Origin of the sequence: Pseudomonas sp. G1002, assembly GCF_013385455.1 — a bacterium.
GTDB lineage: Bacteria > Pseudomonadota > Gammaproteobacteria > Pseudomonadales > Pseudomonadaceae > Aquipseudomonas.
This window is the reverse complement of record NZ_JACAPY010000019.1, coordinates 95,644-115,039: the sequence shown is the minus strand read 5'-3', so window position 1 is coordinate 115,039 and position 19,396 is coordinate 95,644. Positions and strand designations below refer to the sequence as shown.

At 61.9% G+C, this 19,396-nt stretch carries 19 protein-coding genes; 12 read left to right on the top strand and 7 right to left on the bottom strand.

Annotation, left to right across the window (positions count from 1 at the left end; genetic code table 11):
* The 6 genes from HX801_RS09675 to gloB all read right to left on the bottom strand — a co-directional run bounded on the left by HX801_RS09675 (window position 1) and on the right by gloB (window position 8,208).
* A complete protein-coding gene (locus tag HX801_RS09675) occupies window positions 1–1,020 on the bottom strand; it encodes an ABC transporter permease (RefSeq protein WP_003207460.1) in 1,020 nt (339 codons plus the stop codon).
* 1 nt (window position 1,021) lies between these two features.
* A complete protein-coding gene (locus HX801_RS09670; RefSeq protein WP_008435207.1) occupies window positions 1,022–2,095 on the bottom strand; it encodes a microcin C ABC transporter permease YejB in 1,074 nt (357 codons plus the stop codon).
* Window position 2,096: 1 nt separating this feature from the next.
* Entirely contained in the window at window positions 2,097–3,935 is a 1,839-nt protein-coding gene (locus tag HX801_RS09665) for an extracellular solute-binding protein (protein WP_177021970.1), read from the bottom strand.
* On the bottom strand, window positions 3,932–5,761 hold the full coding sequence (locus HX801_RS09660; RefSeq protein ID WP_008435204.1) for an extracellular solute-binding protein: 1,830 nt from the start codon (window positions 5,759–5,761) through the stop codon (window positions 3,932–3,934). The genes HX801_RS09665 and HX801_RS09660 overlap by 4 nt, the downstream gene beginning before the upstream one ends.
* Before the next feature lie 168 nt (window positions 5,762–5,929).
* Window positions 5,930–7,342, bottom strand: a complete 1,413-nt coding sequence (locus HX801_RS09655; protein WP_008435202.1) for a lytic transglycosylase domain-containing protein — start codon at window positions 7,340–7,342, stop codon at window positions 5,930–5,932.
* A 98-nt stretch (window positions 7,343–7,440) separates the two neighbouring features.
* Window positions 7,441–8,208: a hydroxyacylglutathione hydrolase gene (gloB, locus tag HX801_RS09650; protein WP_177021969.1), complete on the bottom strand. Its 768-nt coding sequence runs from the start codon at window positions 8,206–8,208 to the stop codon at window positions 7,441–7,443.
* Between the two features lie 65 nt (window positions 8,209–8,273).
* Here gloB and HX801_RS09645 point away from each other — a divergent pair, with 65 nt between their 5' ends.
* The 3 genes from HX801_RS09645 (at window position 8,274) to dnaQ (ending at window position 10,397) form a co-directional block, all read left to right on the top strand.
* Window positions 8,274–9,032 carry a class I SAM-dependent methyltransferase gene (locus HX801_RS09645; protein WP_008435200.1) on the top strand — a complete coding sequence of 253 codons (759 nt, stop codon included), beginning with the start codon at window positions 8,274–8,276 and terminating at the stop codon, window positions 9,030–9,032.
* A gap of 101 nt (window positions 9,033–9,133) precedes the next feature.
* Entirely contained in the window at window positions 9,134–9,586 is a 453-nt protein-coding gene (gene rnhA / locus HX801_RS09640) for a ribonuclease HI (protein ID WP_003207474.1), read from the top strand.
* Between the two features lie 70 nt (window positions 9,587–9,656).
* Entirely contained in the window at window positions 9,657–10,397 is a 741-nt protein-coding gene (gene dnaQ / locus HX801_RS09635; RefSeq protein ID WP_162835175.1) for a DNA polymerase III subunit epsilon, read from the top strand.
* 3 nt (window positions 10,398–10,400) lie between these two features.
* Here the strand turns inward: dnaQ and HX801_RS09630 are convergent, their stop codons facing one another.
* The gene (locus HX801_RS09630; protein ID WP_003207477.1) at window positions 10,401–11,261 is read right to left on the bottom strand and encodes a LysR substrate-binding domain-containing protein; all 861 of its coding nucleotides are present in this window, start codon (window positions 11,259–11,261) and stop codon (window positions 10,401–10,403) included.
* A gap of 239 nt (window positions 11,262–11,500) precedes the next feature.
* Here HX801_RS09630 and HX801_RS09625 point away from each other — a divergent pair, with 239 nt between their 5' ends.
* From HX801_RS09625 to HX801_RS09585, 9 genes are all read left to right on the top strand, one after another.
* On the top strand, window positions 11,501–12,337 hold the full coding sequence (locus tag HX801_RS09625; RefSeq protein WP_008435195.1) for a transporter substrate-binding domain-containing protein: 837 nt from the start codon (window positions 11,501–11,503) through the stop codon (window positions 12,335–12,337).
* Window positions 12,338–12,340: 3 nt separating this feature from the next.
* Window positions 12,341–13,147, top strand: a complete 807-nt coding sequence (locus tag HX801_RS09620) for a transporter substrate-binding domain-containing protein (RefSeq protein ID WP_177021968.1) — start codon at window positions 12,341–12,343, stop codon at window positions 13,145–13,147.
* The gene (locus HX801_RS09615) at window positions 13,140–14,561 is read left to right on the top strand and encodes an FAD-binding oxidoreductase (protein WP_177021967.1); all 1,422 of its coding nucleotides are present in this window, start codon (window positions 13,140–13,142) and stop codon (window positions 14,559–14,561) included. Before HX801_RS09620 ends, HX801_RS09615 begins: the two co-directional genes overlap by 8 nt.
* Entirely contained in the window at window positions 14,558–15,769 is a 1,212-nt protein-coding gene (locus HX801_RS09610; RefSeq protein ID WP_177021966.1) for an aminotransferase class I/II-fold pyridoxal phosphate-dependent enzyme, read from the top strand. The genes HX801_RS09615 and HX801_RS09610 overlap by 4 nt, the downstream gene beginning before the upstream one ends.
* Window positions 15,766–16,500: an amino acid ABC transporter permease gene (locus tag HX801_RS09605; RefSeq protein WP_003207485.1), complete on the top strand. Its 735-nt coding sequence runs from the start codon at window positions 15,766–15,768 to the stop codon at window positions 16,498–16,500. The genes HX801_RS09610 and HX801_RS09605 overlap by 4 nt, the downstream gene beginning before the upstream one ends.
* Window positions 16,490–17,182: an amino acid ABC transporter permease gene (locus tag HX801_RS09600; protein ID WP_003207487.1), complete on the top strand. Its 693-nt coding sequence runs from the start codon at window positions 16,490–16,492 to the stop codon at window positions 17,180–17,182. The genes HX801_RS09605 and HX801_RS09600 overlap by 11 nt, the downstream gene beginning before the upstream one ends.
* A complete protein-coding gene (locus tag HX801_RS09595; RefSeq protein WP_003207489.1) occupies window positions 17,169–17,993 on the top strand; it encodes an amino acid ABC transporter ATP-binding protein in 825 nt (274 codons plus the stop codon). Before HX801_RS09600 ends, HX801_RS09595 begins: the two co-directional genes overlap by 14 nt.
* 16 nt (window positions 17,994–18,009) lie before the next feature.
* The gene (locus tag HX801_RS09590; protein WP_102368879.1) at window positions 18,010–18,606 is read left to right on the top strand and encodes a cysteine dioxygenase; all 597 of its coding nucleotides are present in this window, start codon (window positions 18,010–18,012) and stop codon (window positions 18,604–18,606) included.
* Between the two features lie 135 nt (window positions 18,607–18,741).
* On the top strand, window positions 18,742–19,389 hold the full coding sequence (locus HX801_RS09585) for a glutathione S-transferase family protein (protein WP_177021965.1): 648 nt from the start codon (window positions 18,742–18,744) through the stop codon (window positions 19,387–19,389).
* Window positions 19,390–19,396 lie beyond the last annotated feature (7 nt).

Here is a 19,396-nt window from a genome sequence, read left to right as displayed (position 1 = left end):
TCATTTCCTCGGGTCGAATGCATCGCGAGCGGACTCGCCGATAAACACCAGCAGACTCAACATGATCGCCAGCACGGCAAACGCACTCATGCCCAGCCACGGCGCCTGCAGGTTGGATTTGCCCTGGGCCACCAGTTCACCCAGGGACGGCGAGCCGGCCGGCAGGCCAAAACCCAGGAAGTCCAGCGCGGTGAGGGTGCCGATCGCCCCGGTCAGGATGAACGGCATGAAGGTCATGGTGGAGACCATGGCGTTGGGCAGGATATGGCGGAACATGATCGCGCCGTTCTGCATCCCCAGCGCCCGCGCCGCCCGCACATATTCCAGGTTACGCCCGCGCAGGAACTCGGCGCGCACCACGTCCACCAGGCTCATCCAGGAAAACAGCAGCATGATCCCCAGCAGCCACCAGAAGTTGGGTTGCACGAAGCTGGCGAGGATGATCAACAGGTACAGCACCGGCAAGCCGGACCAGATCTCCAGGAAACGCTGGCCGGCCAGGTCGACCCAACCGCCGTAGAAACCCTGCAAGGCCCCGGCGATCACGCCGATGATCGAACTGAGTACGGTCAGCGTCAGGGCAAACAGCACGGAAATCCTGAAGCCGTAGATCACCCGCGCCAGCACATCGCGGCCCTGGTCATCGGTGCCCAGCAGGTTGTCCCGTGACGGCGGGGCCGGTGCCGGAACTTTCAGGTCGTAGTTGATGCTCTGGTAGCTGTACGGAATCGGCGCCCACAAGGTCCAGGCATTCTTGGCCTTGAGCAGCTCCTGGATATACGGGCTCTTGTAGTTGGCTTCCAGCGGGAATTCGCCGCCGAAGGTGGTCTCGGGGTAGCGCTTGAGCGCCGGGAAATACCAGTCGCCGTCGTAGTGCACCGCCAGCGGCTTGTCGTTGGCGATCAGCTCGGCGCCCAGGCTCAGGCCGAACAGGATCAAAAACAGCCACAGCGACCACCAGCCACGCTTGTTGGCCTTGAAACGCTCGAACCGGCGACGATTGAGGGGGGATAGATTCATCTCAATGCTCCCGGCTGGCGAAGTCGATGCGCGGATCGACCAGGGTGTAGGTGAGGTCGCCGATCAGCTTCACCACCAATCCCAGCAGGGTGAAGATAAACAGGGTGCCGAACACCACCGGGTAGTCGCGGTTGATCGCCGCTTCAAAGCTCATCAGGCCCAGGCCGTCGAGGGAGAAGATCACTTCCACCAGCAACGAGCCGGTGAAGAATATGCCGATAAAGGCCGACGGGAAGCCGGCAATCACCAGCAGCATCGCGTTGCGAAACACATGGCCGTACAGCACGCGGTGGTTGGTCAGGCCCTTGGCCTTGGCGGTGACCACGTACTGCTTGTTGATCTCGTCGAGGAAGCTGTTTTTGGTCAGCAGCGTCATGGTGGCGAAGTTGCCGATCACCAGGGCGGTCACCGGCAGGGCAAGGTGCCAGAAGTAATCGAGGACCTTGCCGCCCCAGCTCAACTCATCAAAGTTGTTGGACGTGAGCCCGCGTAACGGAAACCAGTCGAAGTAACTGCCGCCGGCGAACACCACGATCAGCAGGATCGCAAACAGGAACGCCGGGATCGCGTAGCCGACGATAATCGCCGAGCTGGTCCACACGTCGAAGTGGCTGCCGTGCCGCGTAGCCTTAGCGATCCCCAGGGGGATCGACACCAGGTACATGATCAGGGTGCTCCACAACCCGAGGGAGATGGACACCGGCATCTTTTCCTTGATCAGGTCGATGACCTTCGCATCGCGAAAGAAGCTGTCGCCAAAATCCAGCCGGGCGTAGTTCTTGACCATGATCCACAAGCGTTCCGGCGCCGACTTGTCGAAGCCGTACATCTTCTCGATTTCCTTCACCAGCGCCGGGTCCAGGCCCTGGGCGCCGCGGTAGCTGGAACCGGCCACCGAGACTTCGGCACCGCCCCCGGCAATCCGGCTGGTGGCGCCTTCAAAGCCTTCGAGCTTGGCGATCATCTGCTCCACCGGGCCACCCGGGGCGGCCTGGATGATCACAAAGTTGATCAGCAAAATGCCGAACAGGGTCGGGATGATCAGCAGCAGTCGACGAAAAATATAGGCCAGCATCTCAGTCGCCCCCGCTCGCCGGATCGGCGCTCTGGTCGGTGTCCACGGTTATCGCAGGTTTCACGTCGGGTTTGCTCCACCAGGTGGCGGTGCCGACGTCATACCGTGGCGAGACCTTCGGATGGCCGAGGTGGTCCCAATACGCCACGCGGAAGGTCTTGATGTGCCAGTTGGGGATCACGTAGTAGCCGAACTGCAGCACGCGGTCCAGAGCCTTGGCGTGGGCCACCAGGCTTTTGCGCGAGTCGGAGTCGATGAGTTCTTCCACCAACTGGTCGATGGCCGGGTCTTTCAGGCCGATGTAGTTGCGGCTGCCGGGCTTGTCGGCGCTGGATGACTTCCAGTACTCGCGCTGCTCGTTACCGGGCGATGAGGATTGCGGGAAGCTGCCCACCACCATGTCGAAGTCCCGGGAACGGATGCGGTTGATGTACTGCGAGATGTCGACCCGGCGAATCACCAGGTCGATCCCCAGGTCTGCCAGGTTACGCTTGAACGGCAACAGGATGCGTTCGAACTCGGTCTGTGCCAGCAGGAACTCGATGGTCACTGGCTTGCCGGTGGTGTCGACCATCTTGTCGTCGACGATCTTCCAGCCGGCCTCTTGCAGCAGTTGATAGGCCTCGCGCTGCTGGGTGCGGATCATGCCGCTGGCATCGGTCTTCGACGGCTCGAAGGCTTCGGTAAACACCTGGGGCGGGATCTTGTCCCGCAGCGGTTCAAGAATCGCCAGCTCATCCGGGCCGGGCAGGCCGGTGGCGGCCATCTCGGAGTTTTCGAAATAGCTGCGGCTGCGGGTGTAGGCGCCGTTGAACAGTTGCTTGTTGCTCCATTCAAAGTCCAGCAACAGGCTGATGGCCTTGCGCACTCGCACGTCCTGGAACATCGGCTTGCGGGTGTTGAACACGAAGCCCTGCATGCCGGTGGGGTTGCCGTTGGGAATTTCTTCCTTGATCAGGCGGCCCTGGGTGACGGCGGGGGTGTTGTAGGCATTGGCCCAGTTTTTCGCGCTGATTTCCAGCCAGTAATCGAACTGCCCGGCCTTGAGGGCTTCGAGGGCCACGGTGTTGTCGCGGTAGTAATCGGTGACCCGGTTATCGAAGTTGTAGAAGCCCTTGTTGATCGGCAGGTCCTTGGCCCAGTAGTCCTTGACCCGCTCGTAGCGGATCGAACGCCCGGCCTTGACCTCGGCCACCTTGTACGGGCCGCTGCCCAGCGGAATCTCCAGGTTGCCCTTGGAGAAGTCGCGGCCCTCCCAGTAATGCTTGGGCAACACTGTCAGTTGCCCAAGGATCAGCGGCAGTTCGCGGTTGTTGGTGCGCTTGAACTTGAACAGCACCCGCAGCGGGTCTTCGGCGATCACTTCGTCGACATCGGCGTAGTAGGTCTTGAAGATCGGCGAGCCGTCCTTCATCAGTGTCTGGAAGCTGAACACCACGTCTTCGGCACGGATCGGGTGGCCGTCGTGGAAGCGCGCTTCGGGGCGGATGTAGAAGCGCACCCAGCTGTTGTCCGGGGCCTTTTCGATCTTGCCGGCCACCAGCCCGTATTCGGTGATGGGTTCGTCCAGGCTTTGCTGGGCCAGGGTGTCGTAGATCAGGCCGATATCATCTGCCGGCACGCCCTTGCTGATGAATGGGTTGAGGCTGTCGAAGCTGCCCATGCTGGATACGCGGAAGGTACCACCCTTGGGGGCATCCGGATTTACGTAGTCGACGTGTTTGAAATCGGCGGGGTACTTGGGCGGTTCGTTGTAGAGGGTCAGGGCATGTTGCGGGGCCGCATTGGCCGCGGCGCAAAACAGCAGGCTGCCAAGGATCGCAGTACGCAAAGGTATCATTGGGCTTTCTCCGAAGCTTTCAGCCACCATGCGCTCAGGCCCAGGCTGTAGGGCGGCGTGGTGACGAAGGCGAACCGGTTGCGGTACGCCAGGCGATGATAGTTGAGGTACCAGTTGGGAATACTGTAGTGCTGCCACAGCAGGACGCGGTCCAGCGCCCGGCCGGCGGCCAACTGTTCTTCACGGGTTTGCGCCGCCAGCAGTTGGTCCAGCAGGTGGTCGACCACCGGGTTGGCGATGCCTGCGTAATTCTTGCTGCCCTTGATCCCCGCCTGGCTGGAGTGGAAATACTGCCACTGCTCAAGGCCGGGGCTGAGGGTCTGGTTGAGGGTCATCAGAATCATGTCGAAGTCGAACTGATCGAGGCGTTGTTTGTACTGTGCGCGGTCTACCGTGCGCAAGCGGGCATCGACCCCGATGCTTGTCAGATTCTCGACATAGGGCTGCAGGATGCGCTCCAGGTTCGGGTTCACCAGCAGAATCTCCAGCCTCAGCGGCTGCCCGTCACTGTTGAGCAAGCGTTGCCCGGACAGCTTCCAGCCGGCGTCCGCCAACAATGCGAGGGCGCGGCGCATCGTGTCGCGAGGAATGCCGCGACCGTCGGTCTGGGGCAGGCTGAAGGGCTGGGTAAACAGGTTGGCCGGCAGTTGGTCGCGATAGGGCGACAGCATCAGCCACTCATGGCCGGTCGGCACGCCGGTAGCGGAGAATTCGCTGTTGGGGTAATAGCTGAGGCTGCGTTTATAGGCGCCGCTGAACAGGGTGCGGTTGGTCCACTCGAAATCGAACATCAGCCCCAAAGCTTCGCGGACCTTGGCCTGGCTGAAGGCCGGGCGCCGGCTGTTCATGAACAGGCCCTGGCTCTGGGTCGGTATCTGGTGGGCGATCTGCGCCTTGATCACATCGCCGCGGTTGACCGCCGGGAAGTTGTAGCCATTGGCCCAGTTTTTCGCCTGGTGCTCGATATAGATATCGAACTCGCCGGCCTTGAACGCTTCGAAGGCCACGTCGCTGTCTCGGTAGAACTCCACCTCGACCTTGTCGTAGTTATACAAACCACGGTTGACCGCCAGGTCCTTGCCCCAGTAATCCTTGACCCGCTCGAACACCAGTTGTCGCCCGGGGCTGACCTTGCTGATGCGGTAAGGCCCGCTGCCCAGCGGCGGTTCGAACGTGGTGGCCTTGAAGTCGCGGTTTTTCCAGTAATGCTGGGGCAATACCGGTAGCTCGCCCAGGCGCAGGATCAGCAACGGGTTGCCGGCGCGCTTGAACACAAAACGAATGCGATGCCGGTTAAGAATGTCGACCCGGGCCACTTCCTGCAGGTTGGTGCGGTACTGCGGGTGGCCTTCGGTCAGCAGCGTGCGATAGGAAAACGCCACGTCGTAGGCGGTGATCGGCTTGCCATCGTGAAACCGCGCTTCAGGGCGCAGGTTGAACACTACCCAACTACGGTCCTCGCTGTATTCCACCGATTGGGCAATCAGGCCGTAACTGGAAGTCGGTTCATCGCCGGACGGGGCATATTGGCCGGTGCCGACCATCAACGGCTCATTGAGCTCGTTGACGCCATATTGCAGGAAATTGGCGGTGGAAACCGGGCTGGAACCCTTGAAGGTATAAGGGTTGAGGGTGTCGAACGTGCCAAACGCCATGACCCGCAAGGTGCCGCCCTTGGGCGCTGCGGGGTTTACCCAGTCGAAGTGGGTGAATTTGGCCGGGTACTTGAGCGTGCCGAACTGCGCATAACCGTGGCTCTCGGTGATGGTCGCGTTCGCGGAAAAGCTCAAGGCCAGACTTATTAGTAGAAGGAGGGGACGCTTCAAGTCAGGGATCCGATCCAGGCGGCTTGGGCTTTATGAACCGTACAGTAACAGCTTGTTCCGATTGGAAAAAGGCTGGCGCCGCAGGAGGGAGACTACAGGCTTGGATGGGGGTTGGCAGGGTGAAGAACAAAGGGGGAGCTGTTGCCAGTTCCCCCTCGTGTTTGCTGCTTAGCGCGGCCCGGAAACCACCAGCATCTGCCCAGGTTTCAGCGCCTGGCCAGTGCGTGGGTTCCAGCGCTTGAGATGTTGCATCTCGACGTTGAAGCGCTTGGCGACGATGTACAGCGAATCGCCTTTCTTGACCTTGTACTGCACCGGCTTCTTGCTGTCGGCCTTGGCCACCAGCTTGCGGGTGTCCTGCATCACCAGGGTCTGGCCGACCTTGAGCGCCTGCCCGTTGAGCTTGTTCCAGCGCTGCAGGTCATGTACATCGACCTTGTTGGCCTTGGCGATCAGCGTCAGGTTGTCGCCGCTGCGCACCTTGTAGTTGCGGGTGCGACCGGCAATGGCCTTGTGCTCAACGTCGTCGAACACCGGCTTTTTCGGGCGCATGCTCAGCAATTCTTCCGGCTTCATCGCCGAAAGGCTGCTGGCCAGCAGCTGCGCCTTGGACGTCGGCACCAGCAAATGCTGCGGGCCGTCCAGGGTGGTGCGCTGTTTCAAGGCAGGGTTGAGCTGGAACAGTTCGTCTTCGTCGATCTCGGCCAGCGCGGCGACCCGTGACAGGTCCATGCTGGTCTTGATTTCTACCACTTCGAAGTACGGCGTGTTGGCGATCGGGTTGAGGTTGACGCCATACGCCTCGGGGGCCAGCACCACCTGGGACAGCGCCAGGAACTTGGGCACGTAGTCCTTGGTTTCCTGGGGCAGTGGCAGGTTCCAGTAGTCCGTCGGCAAGCCGAGCTTCTCGTTACGCTCGATGGCCCGGCTGACCGTGCCCTCACCGGCGTTGTAAGCCGCCAGGGCCAGCAACCAGTCGCCGTTGAACATGTCATGCAGGCGCGTCAGGTAGTCGAGGGCGGCGGTGGTGGAGGCGGTGATGTCGCGGCGGCCGTCGTAGGCGCGGGTCTGACGCAGGTTGAAATAGCGCCCGGTGGCGGGAACGAACTGCCACAGGCCGACCGCATCGCTGCGGGAATAGGCCATTGGGTTGTAGGCACTTTCAATCACTGGCAGCAGCGCCAGCTCCAGCGGCATGTTGCGTTCTTCAAGGCGTTCGACGATGTAATGAATATAGAGGCTGCCGCGTTCGCCGGCGTTCTCGAGGAAGGATGGGTTGCTGGCAAACCACAATCGTTGCTGTTCAATGCGCGGGTTGACGCCTAACCCGTCCTGCAATTGAAAGCCCCGGCGCATGCGTTCCCAGACATCCTGGGGCACTTCCGGGCTTGGCTTCTCTGATAGCCAAAGGGGTTTTTGCTTGATCTTGGCGGTAAGGTTTGGCTTGGGTTGCACGGTGGATTGTGCGGCAAAATGGGTCGATTGGCAGCCCGCCAGAGTAGCGGACACAGCCACCGCCACGGCTTGAGCCAGGCGGGTCAATGCGTCTGAATGGTTGGTTTTACGAATAGATGACGACATTGGCTGGAAGTAAGTTCCGGGCAAAAATGTCGGGCGATTCTAGAAAGCGCGTGGGTTGCGGTCAACCATTCAGAAATTACGTACTAAATTCCGCGCGCTTAGAACGTATCTTTCCACGACCTCAAGCTAGCAAACACCTCACTCCCGGCCCGGTTATCGCGGCCATTCCGTTCGTCCGCTTTTTCTTTAACGGATGTTTCAGAGGTCCGCAGAAAAGGGTTGGTGCGTTTTTCCAGGGCCAAAGTCGAAGGCAATGTTATCTGGCCGTTCGCCCGCAGTTGCCGCACGTTTTCCACCCGTTCGGCGATATCCGCGTTATGCGGTTCCACGGCCTGGGCGAATTTCAGGTTACTTTGTGTGTATTCGTGGGTGCAGTACACCAGCGTGTTGGCCGGCAAGGCCGCCAGGCGCTCCAGTGAGGTGTGCATTTGCTGCGGGGTGCCTTCGAACAGGCGGCCACAACCGGCGGCAAAGAGGGTGTCGCCACAGAACAGCACGCCCTCGTGATAAAAGGCGATGTGCCCCAGGGTATGGCCGGGTACGGCAAACACCTCGAAGTCCCAACCCAGCACGTTGATGCGGTCGTTATCCTGGAGTGCCACGTCCCGCGCCGGGATCTTTTCATTTGCCGGGCCGTAGACCGTGGCGCCTGAAACACTTTTAAGTTGCTCGACGCCGCCGACATGATCATGGTGATGGTGAGTCACCAGGATGTCGCTGAGGGTCCACTCGGGATGCTGCTGGAGCCAGGCCAGCACGGGCGCGGCATCACCGGGATCGACCACCGCGCAGCGCTTGCTCGGCTGATCCTGTAACAACCAGATGTAGTTATCGGTGAAGGCGGGCAGGGCACTGATCTGTATCATTCTTTGATTCGCCAAGCTGAACACATTGGTGCATCTTAGAGCTTCTTGGCGCGTTGGAGAATGCAATGACTGATAAAGCGTTCGCCCAGGCCGATCCCGAGTGGCTGGCACTGATCGGTGCCGCCCGTGAATGGCTGTCCGGGCCTGTCGGGCAATTTTTACTGGATGAAGAACGGCGCATGCTCGAAGACGAGCTGGGTCGGTTCTTTGGTGGTTACCTGGTGCATTACGGGCCGTCGGCACAAACCCCGCCGTCGGCACCCCAGGTGCAACGCAATGTGCGCCTGGGGGCGCCGCTGCCGGGGGTTGAAATCGTCTGCGAGGAGCAGGCCTGGCCGTTGAGCGAGCATGCGGCCGATGTGGTGGTGATGCAGCATGGCCTGGATTTCTGCCTGTCGCCCCACGGTTTGCTGCGCGAAGCGGCCAGCAGCGTGCGCCCTGGTGGCCATTTGCTAATCATTGGCATCAACCCCTGGAGCAGTTGGGGCTTGCGCCATGTGTTCGCCCATGACGGGCTGCGCCAGGCGCGCTGCATCTCGCCGTCGCGAGTCGGCGACTGGTTGAACCTGCTGGGCTTTGCGCTGGAGAAACGCCGCTTCGGGTGCTATCGTCCGCCGCTTGCGTCTGCCAAGTGGCAAGGCCGGCTGGCCGGCTGGGAACGCAGGGCCGGTGCCTGGCAATTGTCCGGCGGGGGTTTCTACCTGTTGGTGGCGCGCAAGATCGTCGTTGGCCTGCGCCCGGTGCGCCAGGTGCGTCGCGAGCCGATGGGCAAGCTGGTGCCGATGCCGATGGCCAAGGTCAATCGCAAGCAGAGCGAACAGTAAACATACCTTTTTGATTTCAGGTCGAGCCTCTCGACCTCGGGCACTTGTCGGTCGATTATCGGCAACCCGCTTTGATGGATCCCGCTTTAATGGACAGTGAAATGACCGATACCGTAGAACTCTTCACCGATGGCGCCTGCAAGGGCAACCCCGGCCCCGGCGGATGGGGCGCCTTGCTGGTGTGCAAGGGCGTGGAGAAGGAACTGTGGGGCGGCGAAGCCAACACCACCAACAACCGTATGGAACTGATGGGCGCGATCCGTGGCCTGGAAGAGCTCAAGCGCCGTTGCGACGTATTGCTGGTGACCGACTCCCAGTACGTGATGAAGGGCATCAACGAGTGGATGGTCAACTGGAAGAAGCGCGGCTGGAAGACTGCGGCCAAGGAGCCGGTGAAAAACGCCGACCTGTGGCAATTGCTCGATGAGCAATGCAATCGCCACAACATCACCTGGAAATGGGTGCGCGGGCACATCGGCCATCCCGGCAACGAGCGGGCCGACCAACTGGCCAACCGCGGTGTGGATGAAGTGCGCGGCTACAAACAGAGCTGATGCCGGTTGACGTGTTAAGATCCCGCCCTTTGAAATGTACCAAACCGTTGAGAGCTGAACCCTGATGGCCATCCGATCTGTTGTACTCGATACCGAAACCACCGGCATGCCGGTGACCGACGGCCACCGGATCATTGAAATCGGCTGTGTCGAACTGATGGGCCGCCGCCTCACCGGCCGGCACTTCCACGTCTACCTGCAACCGGACCGGGAAAGTGACGAAGGCGCCATCGGCGTCCACGGCATCACCAACGAATTCCTGGTGGGCAAGCCACGGTTTGCCGAAGTGGCGGATGAGTTCTTTGAGTTCATCAACGGCGCGCAACTGATCATCCATAACGCGGCGTTCGACGTTGGCTTCATCAACAACGAATTCGCGCTGATGGGGCAGACCGACCGGGCTGATATTACCCGGCACTGCTCGATCCTCGACACCTTGATGATGGCGCGTGAGCGTCACCCGGGCCAGCGCAACAGCCTCGACGCATTGTGCAAACGCTATGGCGTCGACAACTCCGGCCGTGAACTCCACGGCGCGTTGCTCGACTCCGAGATTCTCGCTGACGTCTACCTGACCATGACCGGTGGCCAGACCAGTCTGTCCCTGGCCGGTAATGCCTCGGACGGCAATGGTTCGGCGGAAGGCTCGGGCAATCGTCCTTCGGAAATCCGCCGCCTGCCAGCGGATCGTCAGCCCACTACGATCATTCGTGCCAGCGAGCAGGACATGGCCGAGCATGCAGCGCGCCTCGAGGCGATCGCCAAGTCTGCCGGCGCACCCGCGCTATGGACCCAATTGACCCAGCAATAACCGTCACCCCAGCGCCAGCCCCTGGCTGGCCCTGATCAGGTCATATGCCTTGCGCGCAATCGGGTTCGCCGTGTTCGGACGGATCCACAGGTAGTACGTCACCTCCGGCATCCTCGGCAATCCATCGTTTTCCCCCAATACCCGCATATCCGGCCCTAGCATCTCCATGCTCCGTGGGGTCACGCCCAGCCCTGCGCGGGTTGCCGCCTTGATACCGATCAGGTTCGATGCCAGGTACGCCTGGCGCCACGGGATATTCGCCCGTTCCAGCGCCTCAAGGGCGTAGCGCCGATAAATGCTCGGCTCATCCACCAGAATCAATGGCAGCGGCTCGCTTGGCGAGTGAATGTATTGCGCCGAACAAATCCACCACACCGGCGAGGTCCGCAGTGCAAAGCCCTCCAGGTTGGCATCGGCGCGGGTGGAAATCACCATGTCGACCTTGCCCCGGTGCAGGTCATCCATCAGGAACGGGCTGCGCCCGACGTCGATCTCCAGGCGCAGGCGCGGTGCCGAGCGGGCGATGTGGCTGAGGATCGGCGGCAGGATGGTGTCGGCGATGTCGTGGGGCGAGCCGATGCGCAGTACGCCGCTGAGGCTGCTTTCCCGCAGGGAATTGAGTGCATCGTCATTCAGCGAGAGCATCTGCCGCGCATGCCGCAACAGCTGCATCCCGGGTTCTGTCAGTTGTTTTTGCCGGCCACGTTTTTCAAACAGGCTGACGCCCACTTGTTGTTCCAGGCGCTGCATATGCTGGGTGACGGAAGATTGTGTGCGTGCCAGGTGAGTGCCGGCTTCGGCAAAGCTGTGGTGGTCGACCACGGCGATAAAGGTGCGGAGCAGTTCAAGATCGAGGGTCGACATGGCCATTCCAGGGCGTTTTTATATCAAGGGTGCGAAGATAAACATTACAGATGTTTATGTTTTGTCGCGCCGGGTTTTTACGAGGGCTAATGAATTCGAGTATATGGCCAAAAGTCAGCGCGTCCATATACGGGAAGTTATAACGATATTAGATATTTGAATTTCCGTTAGCCCGGCACTCTCCCTAGCATGCCCCCACATCAGGTCGGGGTACGCCGATCGCTAATGAGGGGAGTTCCATGGGGTTTGTGCGCGCGGCGGTAAAACGAAGGTTGCCTGTGGTCCTGGGCGCGTTGATCGCCCTGGGCGGCAGCGCAGTGGCTCAGGCCGATGCGACCCTGGACAAGATCCAGCAGCGCCATGTGCTGGTGGTCGGCGTGCTGCTGTCTGGCGGGCCGTTTGGCGGCATCGACCCCACCACCCAGAAGCCCAGGGGCTTGAACGTCGACCTGGCCAACGAGCTGGGCCGTCAGTTGGGCGCCGAGGTGCAGCTGGTGCCGGTATTGCCGGCCAACCGTGTGCAGTTCCTGCAACAGGGCAAGGTCGACCTGCTGATCGCCAATATGGAATGGACCGCCGAGCGTGGCGAGATCCTCGGGTTCGTGCCGACGCCGTTCTACAAGATCGGCGGCACTGCTGCCGTACTCAAGGACAGCAAGATCACCCGCTGGGAAGATCTCAAGGACCAGCCGGTGTGCACCTCCCAGGGCAGCAGCTACGTCAAGCCGTTGACCGAACTGGGCGCGCAGATCAAGGCCTTCAAGAGCTCTTCGGAATCCCTGCTGGCCCTGCGCGGCAACAACTGCGTCGCCGCGGTGCATGACTCCACCCTGGTCAACCCGCTGATCAACGACAGCGCCGAATGGAAGGATTACCGCACCCTCAGTCCCGAGCTGAACCCGGCGCCATCGGTAATCTGGACCCGCCGTGGCGAGAGCGACACCCAGGCCAAACTCGACCCTATCGTCAAGGACCTGCACCGCAGCGGCTGGCTGATCGAAGCCCAGACCCGCAACCACATCACCCCGGCGTCCCCGGCGCTGGTGGAGTTGCAGAAACAGTTCAAGGGTGCCTGACACATGACATTGAGAACCCTGACTGCCTTGGGCCTGGCACTGTGCGCCAGCCTGGCCCACGCCGACGCCACCCTCGACAAGATCCAGCAACGCCACGCCATCAGCGTCGGCGTGATCCTCAGCGGTCCGCCGTTTGGCACCATCGACCCCAAGACCGGCGAACACCTGGGCTACAACGTCGAACTGGCCAAGGGCCTGGGCCAGGCGCTGGGTGTGGAGACCAGGACCGTTTCGGTACTGGCGCCCAACCGCGTGCAGTTCCTGCAACAGGGCAAGGTCGACGTGCTGATCGCCAACATGCAGTACACCGACGAACGCGCCGAGATTCTCGACTACGTGCCCACGCCCTATGAAGAAGTTGGCGGCGCGGCGTTGATCCGCAAAGGCGCCGGCATCACCCAGTGGGCCGACCTCAAGGACAAGCCGGTGTGCGTGTCCCAGGGCAGCAACTTCATCAAGCCGTTGCAGGAAACCTACGGCGCGCAGATCAAGGCGTTCCGCAGCCAGTCCGAATCCCTGCTGTCGTTGCGCGGCAATGGCTGCGTGGCGGCGGTGCACGTCAGCCCGACCATGCATGCGCTGCTGGAGGATGCCGAATGGTCCGGCTACGAGATCCCGTTGCCGGGGGATTTGATCCCGTCCAAATCCGTGATCTGGATCCGCAAAGGCGAACACGACACCCAGGCCAGGCTCGACGCCATCGTGCGCGACTGGCATCGCAGCGGCTGGTTGATCGCCCTCGGCGAACGTACCGGCATGGCTCCGTCCCAAGCCCTGCGTGATCTGCACGAGCAGTACAGCCATGAGTGAAGCGCTATTCGCCACCCTGCAACAACTGCTCGGCGCCGCCCATGTGCAGCGCAGCGAAGACGCCGCTCAGTACCTGACCGACAAACAGGGCCGCTACACCGGCCAGGTAATCGCCGTGGTGCACCCGGCCAACACCGAGGAAGTGGCCGCCGTGGTGCGTGCGTGTGTCGCCCTGGAAGCGCCCATCGTGGTCCAGGGCGGCAACACCGGCCTGATGGCGGGTGCCACACCGGATGCCAGCGGCCGCGCGGTATTGTTGCTGCTCGACCGCATGAACCGGGTGCGCGTGATCGATACCGACAACGACACCCTGACCGTCGAAGCCGGCTGCATCCTGCAAAACATCCAGGACGTGGCCCGTGAAGCCGGTCGCCTGTTTCCATTGAGTCTGGGCGCCGAAGGCAGTTGCACCATCGGCGGCAACCTTGGCACCAATGCAGGCGGCACCGCCGTGCTGCGTTATGGCAACACCCGCGAGTTGACCCTGGGCCTGGAAGTGGTGACCGCCGAAGGCGAAATCTGGAATGGCCTGCGAGGGTTGCGCAAGGACAACACCGGCTACGACCTGCGGGATTTGTATGTGGGCAGCGAAGGTACCCTCGGGATTATCACCGCCGCGACCCTGAAGCTGTTCCCGCTGCCCAAGGCCCAGGCGACAGCGCTGCTGGCGTTTGACGAGTTGGCCCAGGCGGTGGCGTTCCTGTCCCATGCCCGCGCCGGTTTTGGTGCAAACCTCACTGCATTCGAATTGCTCAGCGCCGATTGCCTGGCGTTGCTGCGTGAGCAATTTCCCGAGGGCCCGCAACCGTTTTTCAACGCCAGCCAACCCTGGTTTGCCTTGCTGGAGCTGTCGGATAACCACGGTGAAACCCACGCCCGCGAAGCCTTCGAAACGGTCCTCGGTGAAGCCTTCGAACAGTCACTGCTGGCCGACGCACTGATCGCCGAAAGCCTGGCGCAAAGCGAAGCGCTATGGCTGCTGCGGGAGAACATGAGCGAAGCGCAGAAGCGTGCCGGACGCAATATGAAGCACGATATCTCGGTGCCCATTTCGCAAATCGTCGCCTTCGTCGCCCATACCGATGCGCTGTTGCAGACGCATTTCCCCGGTGTTCGCAACTTCACGTTCGGGCACCTGGGGGACGGCAACCTGCATTACAACGTGGCCCATCCGCTGGATTCAACGGTTGACGAGCACATGCGCAACTACGCCGAATTGAGCTTGCTGGTACACGACAGCGCCCACGCCCACGGCGGCTCCATCAGCGCCGAACACGGGATTGGCCAGCGCAAGGTCGGCCTGCTGGGCCGCTACAAAAGCCCGGTGGAACTGGACCTGATGCGCCGCATCAAGCGGGCCCTCGACCCGAAAAACCTGCTCAATCCCGGCAAAGTCCTGGAGGTACAGCCATGACCGTTCACCTGTCCAAGCGGGTGCAGCGCGTGTCGCTGTCGGCCAATGCGGCGGCCAAATCCCGCGCCACGGAACTGCGTGACGCCGGGCGCGACATCCTGGACCTGACCACCGGCGAGCCGGATTTCGATACCCCGGAGCACATCAAGCAAGCCGCCTGCGCAGCCATTGCTGCGGGCGCCACCAAGTACACGCCGACACCCGGGGTAAAAGCCTTGCGCGTGGCCGTGCAGCGAAAACTGGCCGAAGAAAACCACCTGGACTATTCGCTGCCGAATATCGTGATCGCCAACGGCGCGAAACAAATCATCTTCAACGCCTTCGCCGCAACCCTCGACGACGGCGATCAAGTGCTGGTGCCGACGCCTTACTGGCCGTCGTTCCCCGACAGCGTGCGCTTCAACGGTGGCGAGCCGGTTTTTATCGAGTGCGGGCTGGAGCAGGGTTGCAAACTGCTGCCCGCCCAGCTGGAGCAACACATCAATCAACGCACGCGCTGGCTGATCCTTAACGGCCCGGGCAACCCGAGCGGTGCGGTGTATGGCGAGGCTGAACTGCATGCGCTGGCCGAGGTGCTGCGTCGCCATCCCCAGGTGCTGGTGCTGCTGGATGAACTCTACGAACACATCCGCTTCGACGGTCGCCCGGCCCAGAGCCTGCTGAACGTCGCGCCGGATTTGCAGGACCGTTGCCTGCTGGTGGGCGGCGTGTCCAAGACCTACGCCATGACCGGCTGGCGCATCGGTTTCGGCGCCGGGCCGCAGGCCTTGGCCCATGCAATGGCGGTTGTTCAGTCGCAATCCACCTCCGGTGCTTCCTCCGTGGGCCAGGCTGCTGCATTGGCGGCATTCACCGGCGGGCTGGGCTTTTTGGCCGAGCAGGTAGCGGCCTATCAGCTGCGCCGGGACCTGTTGATGATGGCCCTCGGCACCGTCGAGGGCCTGGAAGTACTCGAACCCCAGGGCGGCTTTTTCGTGTTCGTGCGTTGCGCCGGGTTGCTTGGCCGCTATCGCCCGGACGGTCAGCGCCTGAACGATGATGGCGATGTCGTCGCGTACTTGCTGGAGGAGGGCGTCGCCGGAGTAGCGGGCAGTGCCTACGGCCTGTCGCCGTGGTTTCGCCTGTCCATCGCCACGGCGACCGACAGCGTGGCCGAGGCCGGCCGCCGTATCGCTGTCGCCTGCGGCAAGCTGCGGGGCGTCGAATGAGTCATTGGCTGGAGCTTTTTGTGCACTGGGCCGCCGGTATCGGCCTCAACTACAGCTTCCTGCTGGATGCCTATCAGCGCGGCACCCTGGAGCAGGGCGCGCTGACCACGGTGCTGTTGTGCCTGTTCACCATCGTCGGCAGCCTGCTGGCCGGGATCAGCCTGGCAGCGCTGCTGACTTCCGGCAACCCGTGGCTGGCCAAACCGGCGCGGGTGTTTATCGAAGTCACCCGCAACACGCCGACCCTGGTGCAGCTGTACTGCGCATTCCTGGTGTTGAACATGCTGCTGACCCAGGCCGTCGGCGCGGCCAACCCGCTGACGCCGTTTGCCTGGGTGGTGATCGTGATTTCGCTGCACAAGGGCGCGTTCCACGCCGAAGCCCTGCGCGCCGGCATCGAGGCGGTGCCCGCCGTGACCCTGGAAGCCGCCAGCTCCCTGGCCTTCAGCAGCCGGCAATTGCTGTGGAATGTGCAGTTGCCGTTGGCCCTGCGTTTCGCGCTGCCGTCGCTGATCAACAATCTGATCGACCTGGTGAAAATGACCGCCGTGGCCTCGGCCATCGCCGTGGGCGATATCACCTACGCCTCGATCATGATCTGGACCCAGAGCGACAACGTGCTGGAGCTGATGATTCTGATCCTGAGCTTTTTCGGCTTGCTGAGTTTTACCGTCAATTGTGTGGGGCGCTGGCTGGAAGCGCGCCTGAGGATGCCCGGCTATGGCCATTGATTCATTCCCGGTGCTGTCGGCGTTGCTGCAATGGTCGCCGGCGCTGGTGACTGGTTTCGGCCAGAACATCCTGATCAGCCTGGTGGCGATTGGTCTTGGTTCGCTGCTGGGCCTGATGGTGGGCGCGTTGGCCCTGTCACCCCTGCGCCTGCTGCGGTTGCCCGCGCGGATCTGGGTGCAGGTTTTCCGCAATGCACCGTGGCTGGTGCTGATCTATTTCACCACCTACGTGTTCCCGTTCGAGATCCATATCGGCAGCAGCTACGTGTCGTTCCCGGACTGGGTCAAGGTGACGATTGGCCTGGCATTGCCGGCCAGCGCCAACGTGGCGGAGATCTTTCGCGGCGCCATCGGCTCGATCCCCAGCACCCAATGGGAAGCGGCGCGCTCACTGGCATTCACCCGCGGCCAGATATTCAGCTCGATCATCCTGCCCCAGTGCTTCAAGCGCATGTTGCCGCCGTGGATGAACCTCTACGCGGTGGTCACCATGGGCACCGCCCTGGCGTCGCTGGTGGGCGTGCACGACGTGATCGACACCGCACAGATCGCCAGCAACACCGTGAACATGACCGGCTTTACCGTGGTGATCTACCTGAGTTTGCTGGTGCTGTTCTTTGCCTACTGCTACCCGATTTCCCGTTTGACCCAACGCCTGGAGCGCCGTTATGCCTTCTATTGAACCCCTGGTCAGCCTGCGGGATTTGCAGCTGTCGTTCGGTGACAACCGGGTGCTCAAGGGCATCGACCTCGACGTGCATCGCGGCCAGGCGGTGTCGATCATCGGCCCGTCGGGCTCGGGCAAGTCGACCATCCTGCGCTGTATCACCGGCCTGTTGCAGCCCCAGCGCGGCACCATTCGCGTGGGCGAAACCCGGGTCGATACGCTGACCCAGGAAGCGCAGCGCATCGAGTTGCGCAAGCGTGTGGGTTTTGTATTCCAGCAATACAACCTGTTCCCGCATTTGTCCGTGCTGGAAAACCTGGTGATCGCCCCGCGCAAAGTGCTCGGCCGCAACCGTGCCGATGCCGAGAAAGATGCCCGGGCGCTGTTGGCCAAGGTGCGCATGGAGCACAAGGCCGATGCCTATCCGGGCCAATTGTCCGGCGGCCAACAGCAGCGGGTGGCGATTGCCCGGGCGTTGGCGATGCGCCCCGAGCTGATCCTGTTCGATGAAGTGACCTCGGCCCTGGACCCGGAAACCGTCGGTGAAGTACTGACGGTGATTCGCGAGCTGACCGAAGAAGGCATGACCTGCGTGCTGGTGACCCACGAAATGCGCTTTGCCGAAGAGATCAGCGACATCGTCTATTTCACCGAAAACGGCGTGATCGTCGAGCACGGCAGCGCCGAGCAGATCTTCCAGCGCCCCACCAGTGAACGGACCCAGGAATTCCTGCGCCATGCCTTGGGCGATCCCGGCCGTCGGCCGCCGATCGCCAACGATCCGTACCTGTTGACCAACCTGAGCCGCTACACCCTGTCCGTCTAACAAGAGGAACCTCGTCATGAGTACCGCAAACCGTGCCGCCGTTATCGAAGACTTCCTGCAGCAGATCCGCGTCATCAACCAGCGTGGCGTAGACCGCGCGGCCCTGGTGGAAATCGTCGGGCTGCTGGAAACCCTGGCCGAGCGCCGGGACCTGTTCAACTTCAGCGAATTCCCCGCGCCGGTGCCGGGCCAGGGCAGTACCGCGTTCCGCTATCGCCTGAACGACGACGGCGACACGCCCACCCTGTACCTGAACTCGTTGCTGCCGGGCAAAAGCACCATCCCGCACAACCACGAAACCTGGGCGATCATCAGTGCCGTTGAAGGCCAGGAAATCAACTACGTGTATGGCCGCAACGATGAAGGGCGTGAGGAAGGCTTCACCACCCTGACCCTTGAGAAAGAAGTCGTCGTGCAGCCGGGCACCTCTATCTCGTTCCTCGGTGAAGACCTGCACGGGATTCGCGTTGAGGGTGAGCAGGCGACCTTGCATTTCCACCTGTACGGCTTGCCGCTGGAATCCCTCAACGGCCGTTACGGCGTTGAAGCAGACGGCCGGATCCTCAACTACAACGCCTCGCAGATGGCGCCTTCAATCCGGGCCTATTCCTGAGCACAACACACATCAAATGTGGGAGCGGGCTTGCTCGCGAATGGGGTGTGTCAGCCAATGAATGCGTTTCTGGCCCACCGCATTCGCGAGCAAGCCCGCTCCCACAATTGGATCAGCGTTCATCCAGGTTTTTTTATGATTGATCTGTATTACTGGCCTACGGGCAACGGCCTGAAAGTCGGCATCCTGCTGGAAGAGCTGGAGGCGGAGTACCGCCTGATTCCGGTCAACATCCGCGAAGGCGCGCAGAAGCAGGAAAGCTTCCAGCGCATCAGTGCGAATGGGCGGATTCCGGCGATTGTCGACCACCGCCTTGAAGCACCCCTGAGCCTGTTCGAGTCCGGGGCGATCCTGAACTACCTGGCGGACAAGGCCGGGCGCTTCCTGCCGCCCGCCGGCAGCGCCGAGCGCCAGAGGGTCCAGGAATGGCTGTTCTGGCAGGTAGGGCATATCACCCCGTACCTGAGCCAGTTGCAGCTGTTCAAGGAGAAGGCCCCGGAACCGATTCCCTTTGCCCTGGACCTGCTGAACGCCGAAGCCACGCGCCTGTATCGGGTGCTGGAGCAGCGCCTAGCCGAGGTGCCGTATGTGGCGGGCGAATATTCGGTGGCCGACATGGCGATTTTCCCGTGGATCCAGCCCCTGCGCCAAGGCCAGGACCTGGCGGACTACCCGAACATCCAGGCCTGGCGTCTGCGCATCAAGGCGCGCCCGGCAGTCCAGCGGGCCTATGCCAAGGGCCGTGAAGTGGCCGCCGGCGAGCGTTCGCTGGCCTTGCAGTAACCCATCT

Excerpts from the sequence above, each read along its gene's own strand:
- HX801_RS09675 (WP_003207460.1), bottom strand. The coding sequence starts at position 1,020 with ATGAATCTATCCCCCCTCAATCGTCGCCGGTTCGAGCGTTTCAAGGCC.
- HX801_RS09670 (WP_008435207.1), bottom strand. The coding sequence starts at position 2,095 with ATGCTGGCCTATATTTTTCGTCGACTGCTGCTGATCATCCCGACCCTG.
- HX801_RS09665 (WP_177021970.1), bottom strand. The coding sequence starts at position 3,935 with ATGATACCTTTGCGTACTGCGATCCTTGGCAGCCTGCTGTTTTGCGCC.
- HX801_RS09655 (WP_008435202.1), bottom strand. The coding sequence starts at position 7,342 with ATGTCGTCATCTATTCGTAAAACCAACCATTCAGACGCATTGACCCGC.
- gloB (WP_177021969.1), bottom strand. The coding sequence starts at position 8,208 with ATGATACAGATCAGTGCCCTGCCCGCCTTCACCGATAACTACATCTGG.
- HX801_RS09645 (WP_008435200.1), top strand. The coding sequence starts at position 8,274 with ATGACTGATAAAGCGTTCGCCCAGGCCGATCCCGAGTGGCTGGCACTG.
- rnhA (WP_003207474.1), top strand. The coding sequence starts at position 9,134 with ATGACCGATACCGTAGAACTCTTCACCGATGGCGCCTGCAAGGGCAAC.
- HX801_RS09630 (WP_003207477.1), bottom strand. The coding sequence starts at position 11,261 with ATGTCGACCCTCGATCTTGAACTGCTCCGCACCTTTATCGCCGTGGTC.
- HX801_RS09625 (WP_008435195.1), top strand. The coding sequence starts at position 11,501 with ATGGGGTTTGTGCGCGCGGCGGTAAAACGAAGGTTGCCTGTGGTCCTG.
- HX801_RS09620 (WP_177021968.1), top strand. The coding sequence starts at position 12,341 with ATGACATTGAGAACCCTGACTGCCTTGGGCCTGGCACTGTGCGCCAGC.
- HX801_RS09615 (WP_177021967.1), top strand. The coding sequence starts at position 13,140 with ATGAGTGAAGCGCTATTCGCCACCCTGCAACAACTGCTCGGCGCCGCC.
- HX801_RS09610 (WP_177021966.1), top strand. The coding sequence starts at position 14,558 with ATGACCGTTCACCTGTCCAAGCGGGTGCAGCGCGTGTCGCTGTCGGCC.
- HX801_RS09605 (WP_003207485.1), top strand. The coding sequence starts at position 15,766 with ATGAGTCATTGGCTGGAGCTTTTTGTGCACTGGGCCGCCGGTATCGGC.
- HX801_RS09600 (WP_003207487.1), top strand. The coding sequence starts at position 16,490 with ATGGCCATTGATTCATTCCCGGTGCTGTCGGCGTTGCTGCAATGGTCG.
- HX801_RS09595 (WP_003207489.1), top strand. The coding sequence starts at position 17,169 with ATGCCTTCTATTGAACCCCTGGTCAGCCTGCGGGATTTGCAGCTGTCG.
- HX801_RS09590 (WP_102368879.1), top strand. The coding sequence starts at position 18,010 with ATGAGTACCGCAAACCGTGCCGCCGTTATCGAAGACTTCCTGCAGCAG.
- HX801_RS09585 (WP_177021965.1), top strand. The coding sequence starts at position 18,742 with ATGATTGATCTGTATTACTGGCCTACGGGCAACGGCCTGAAAGTCGGC.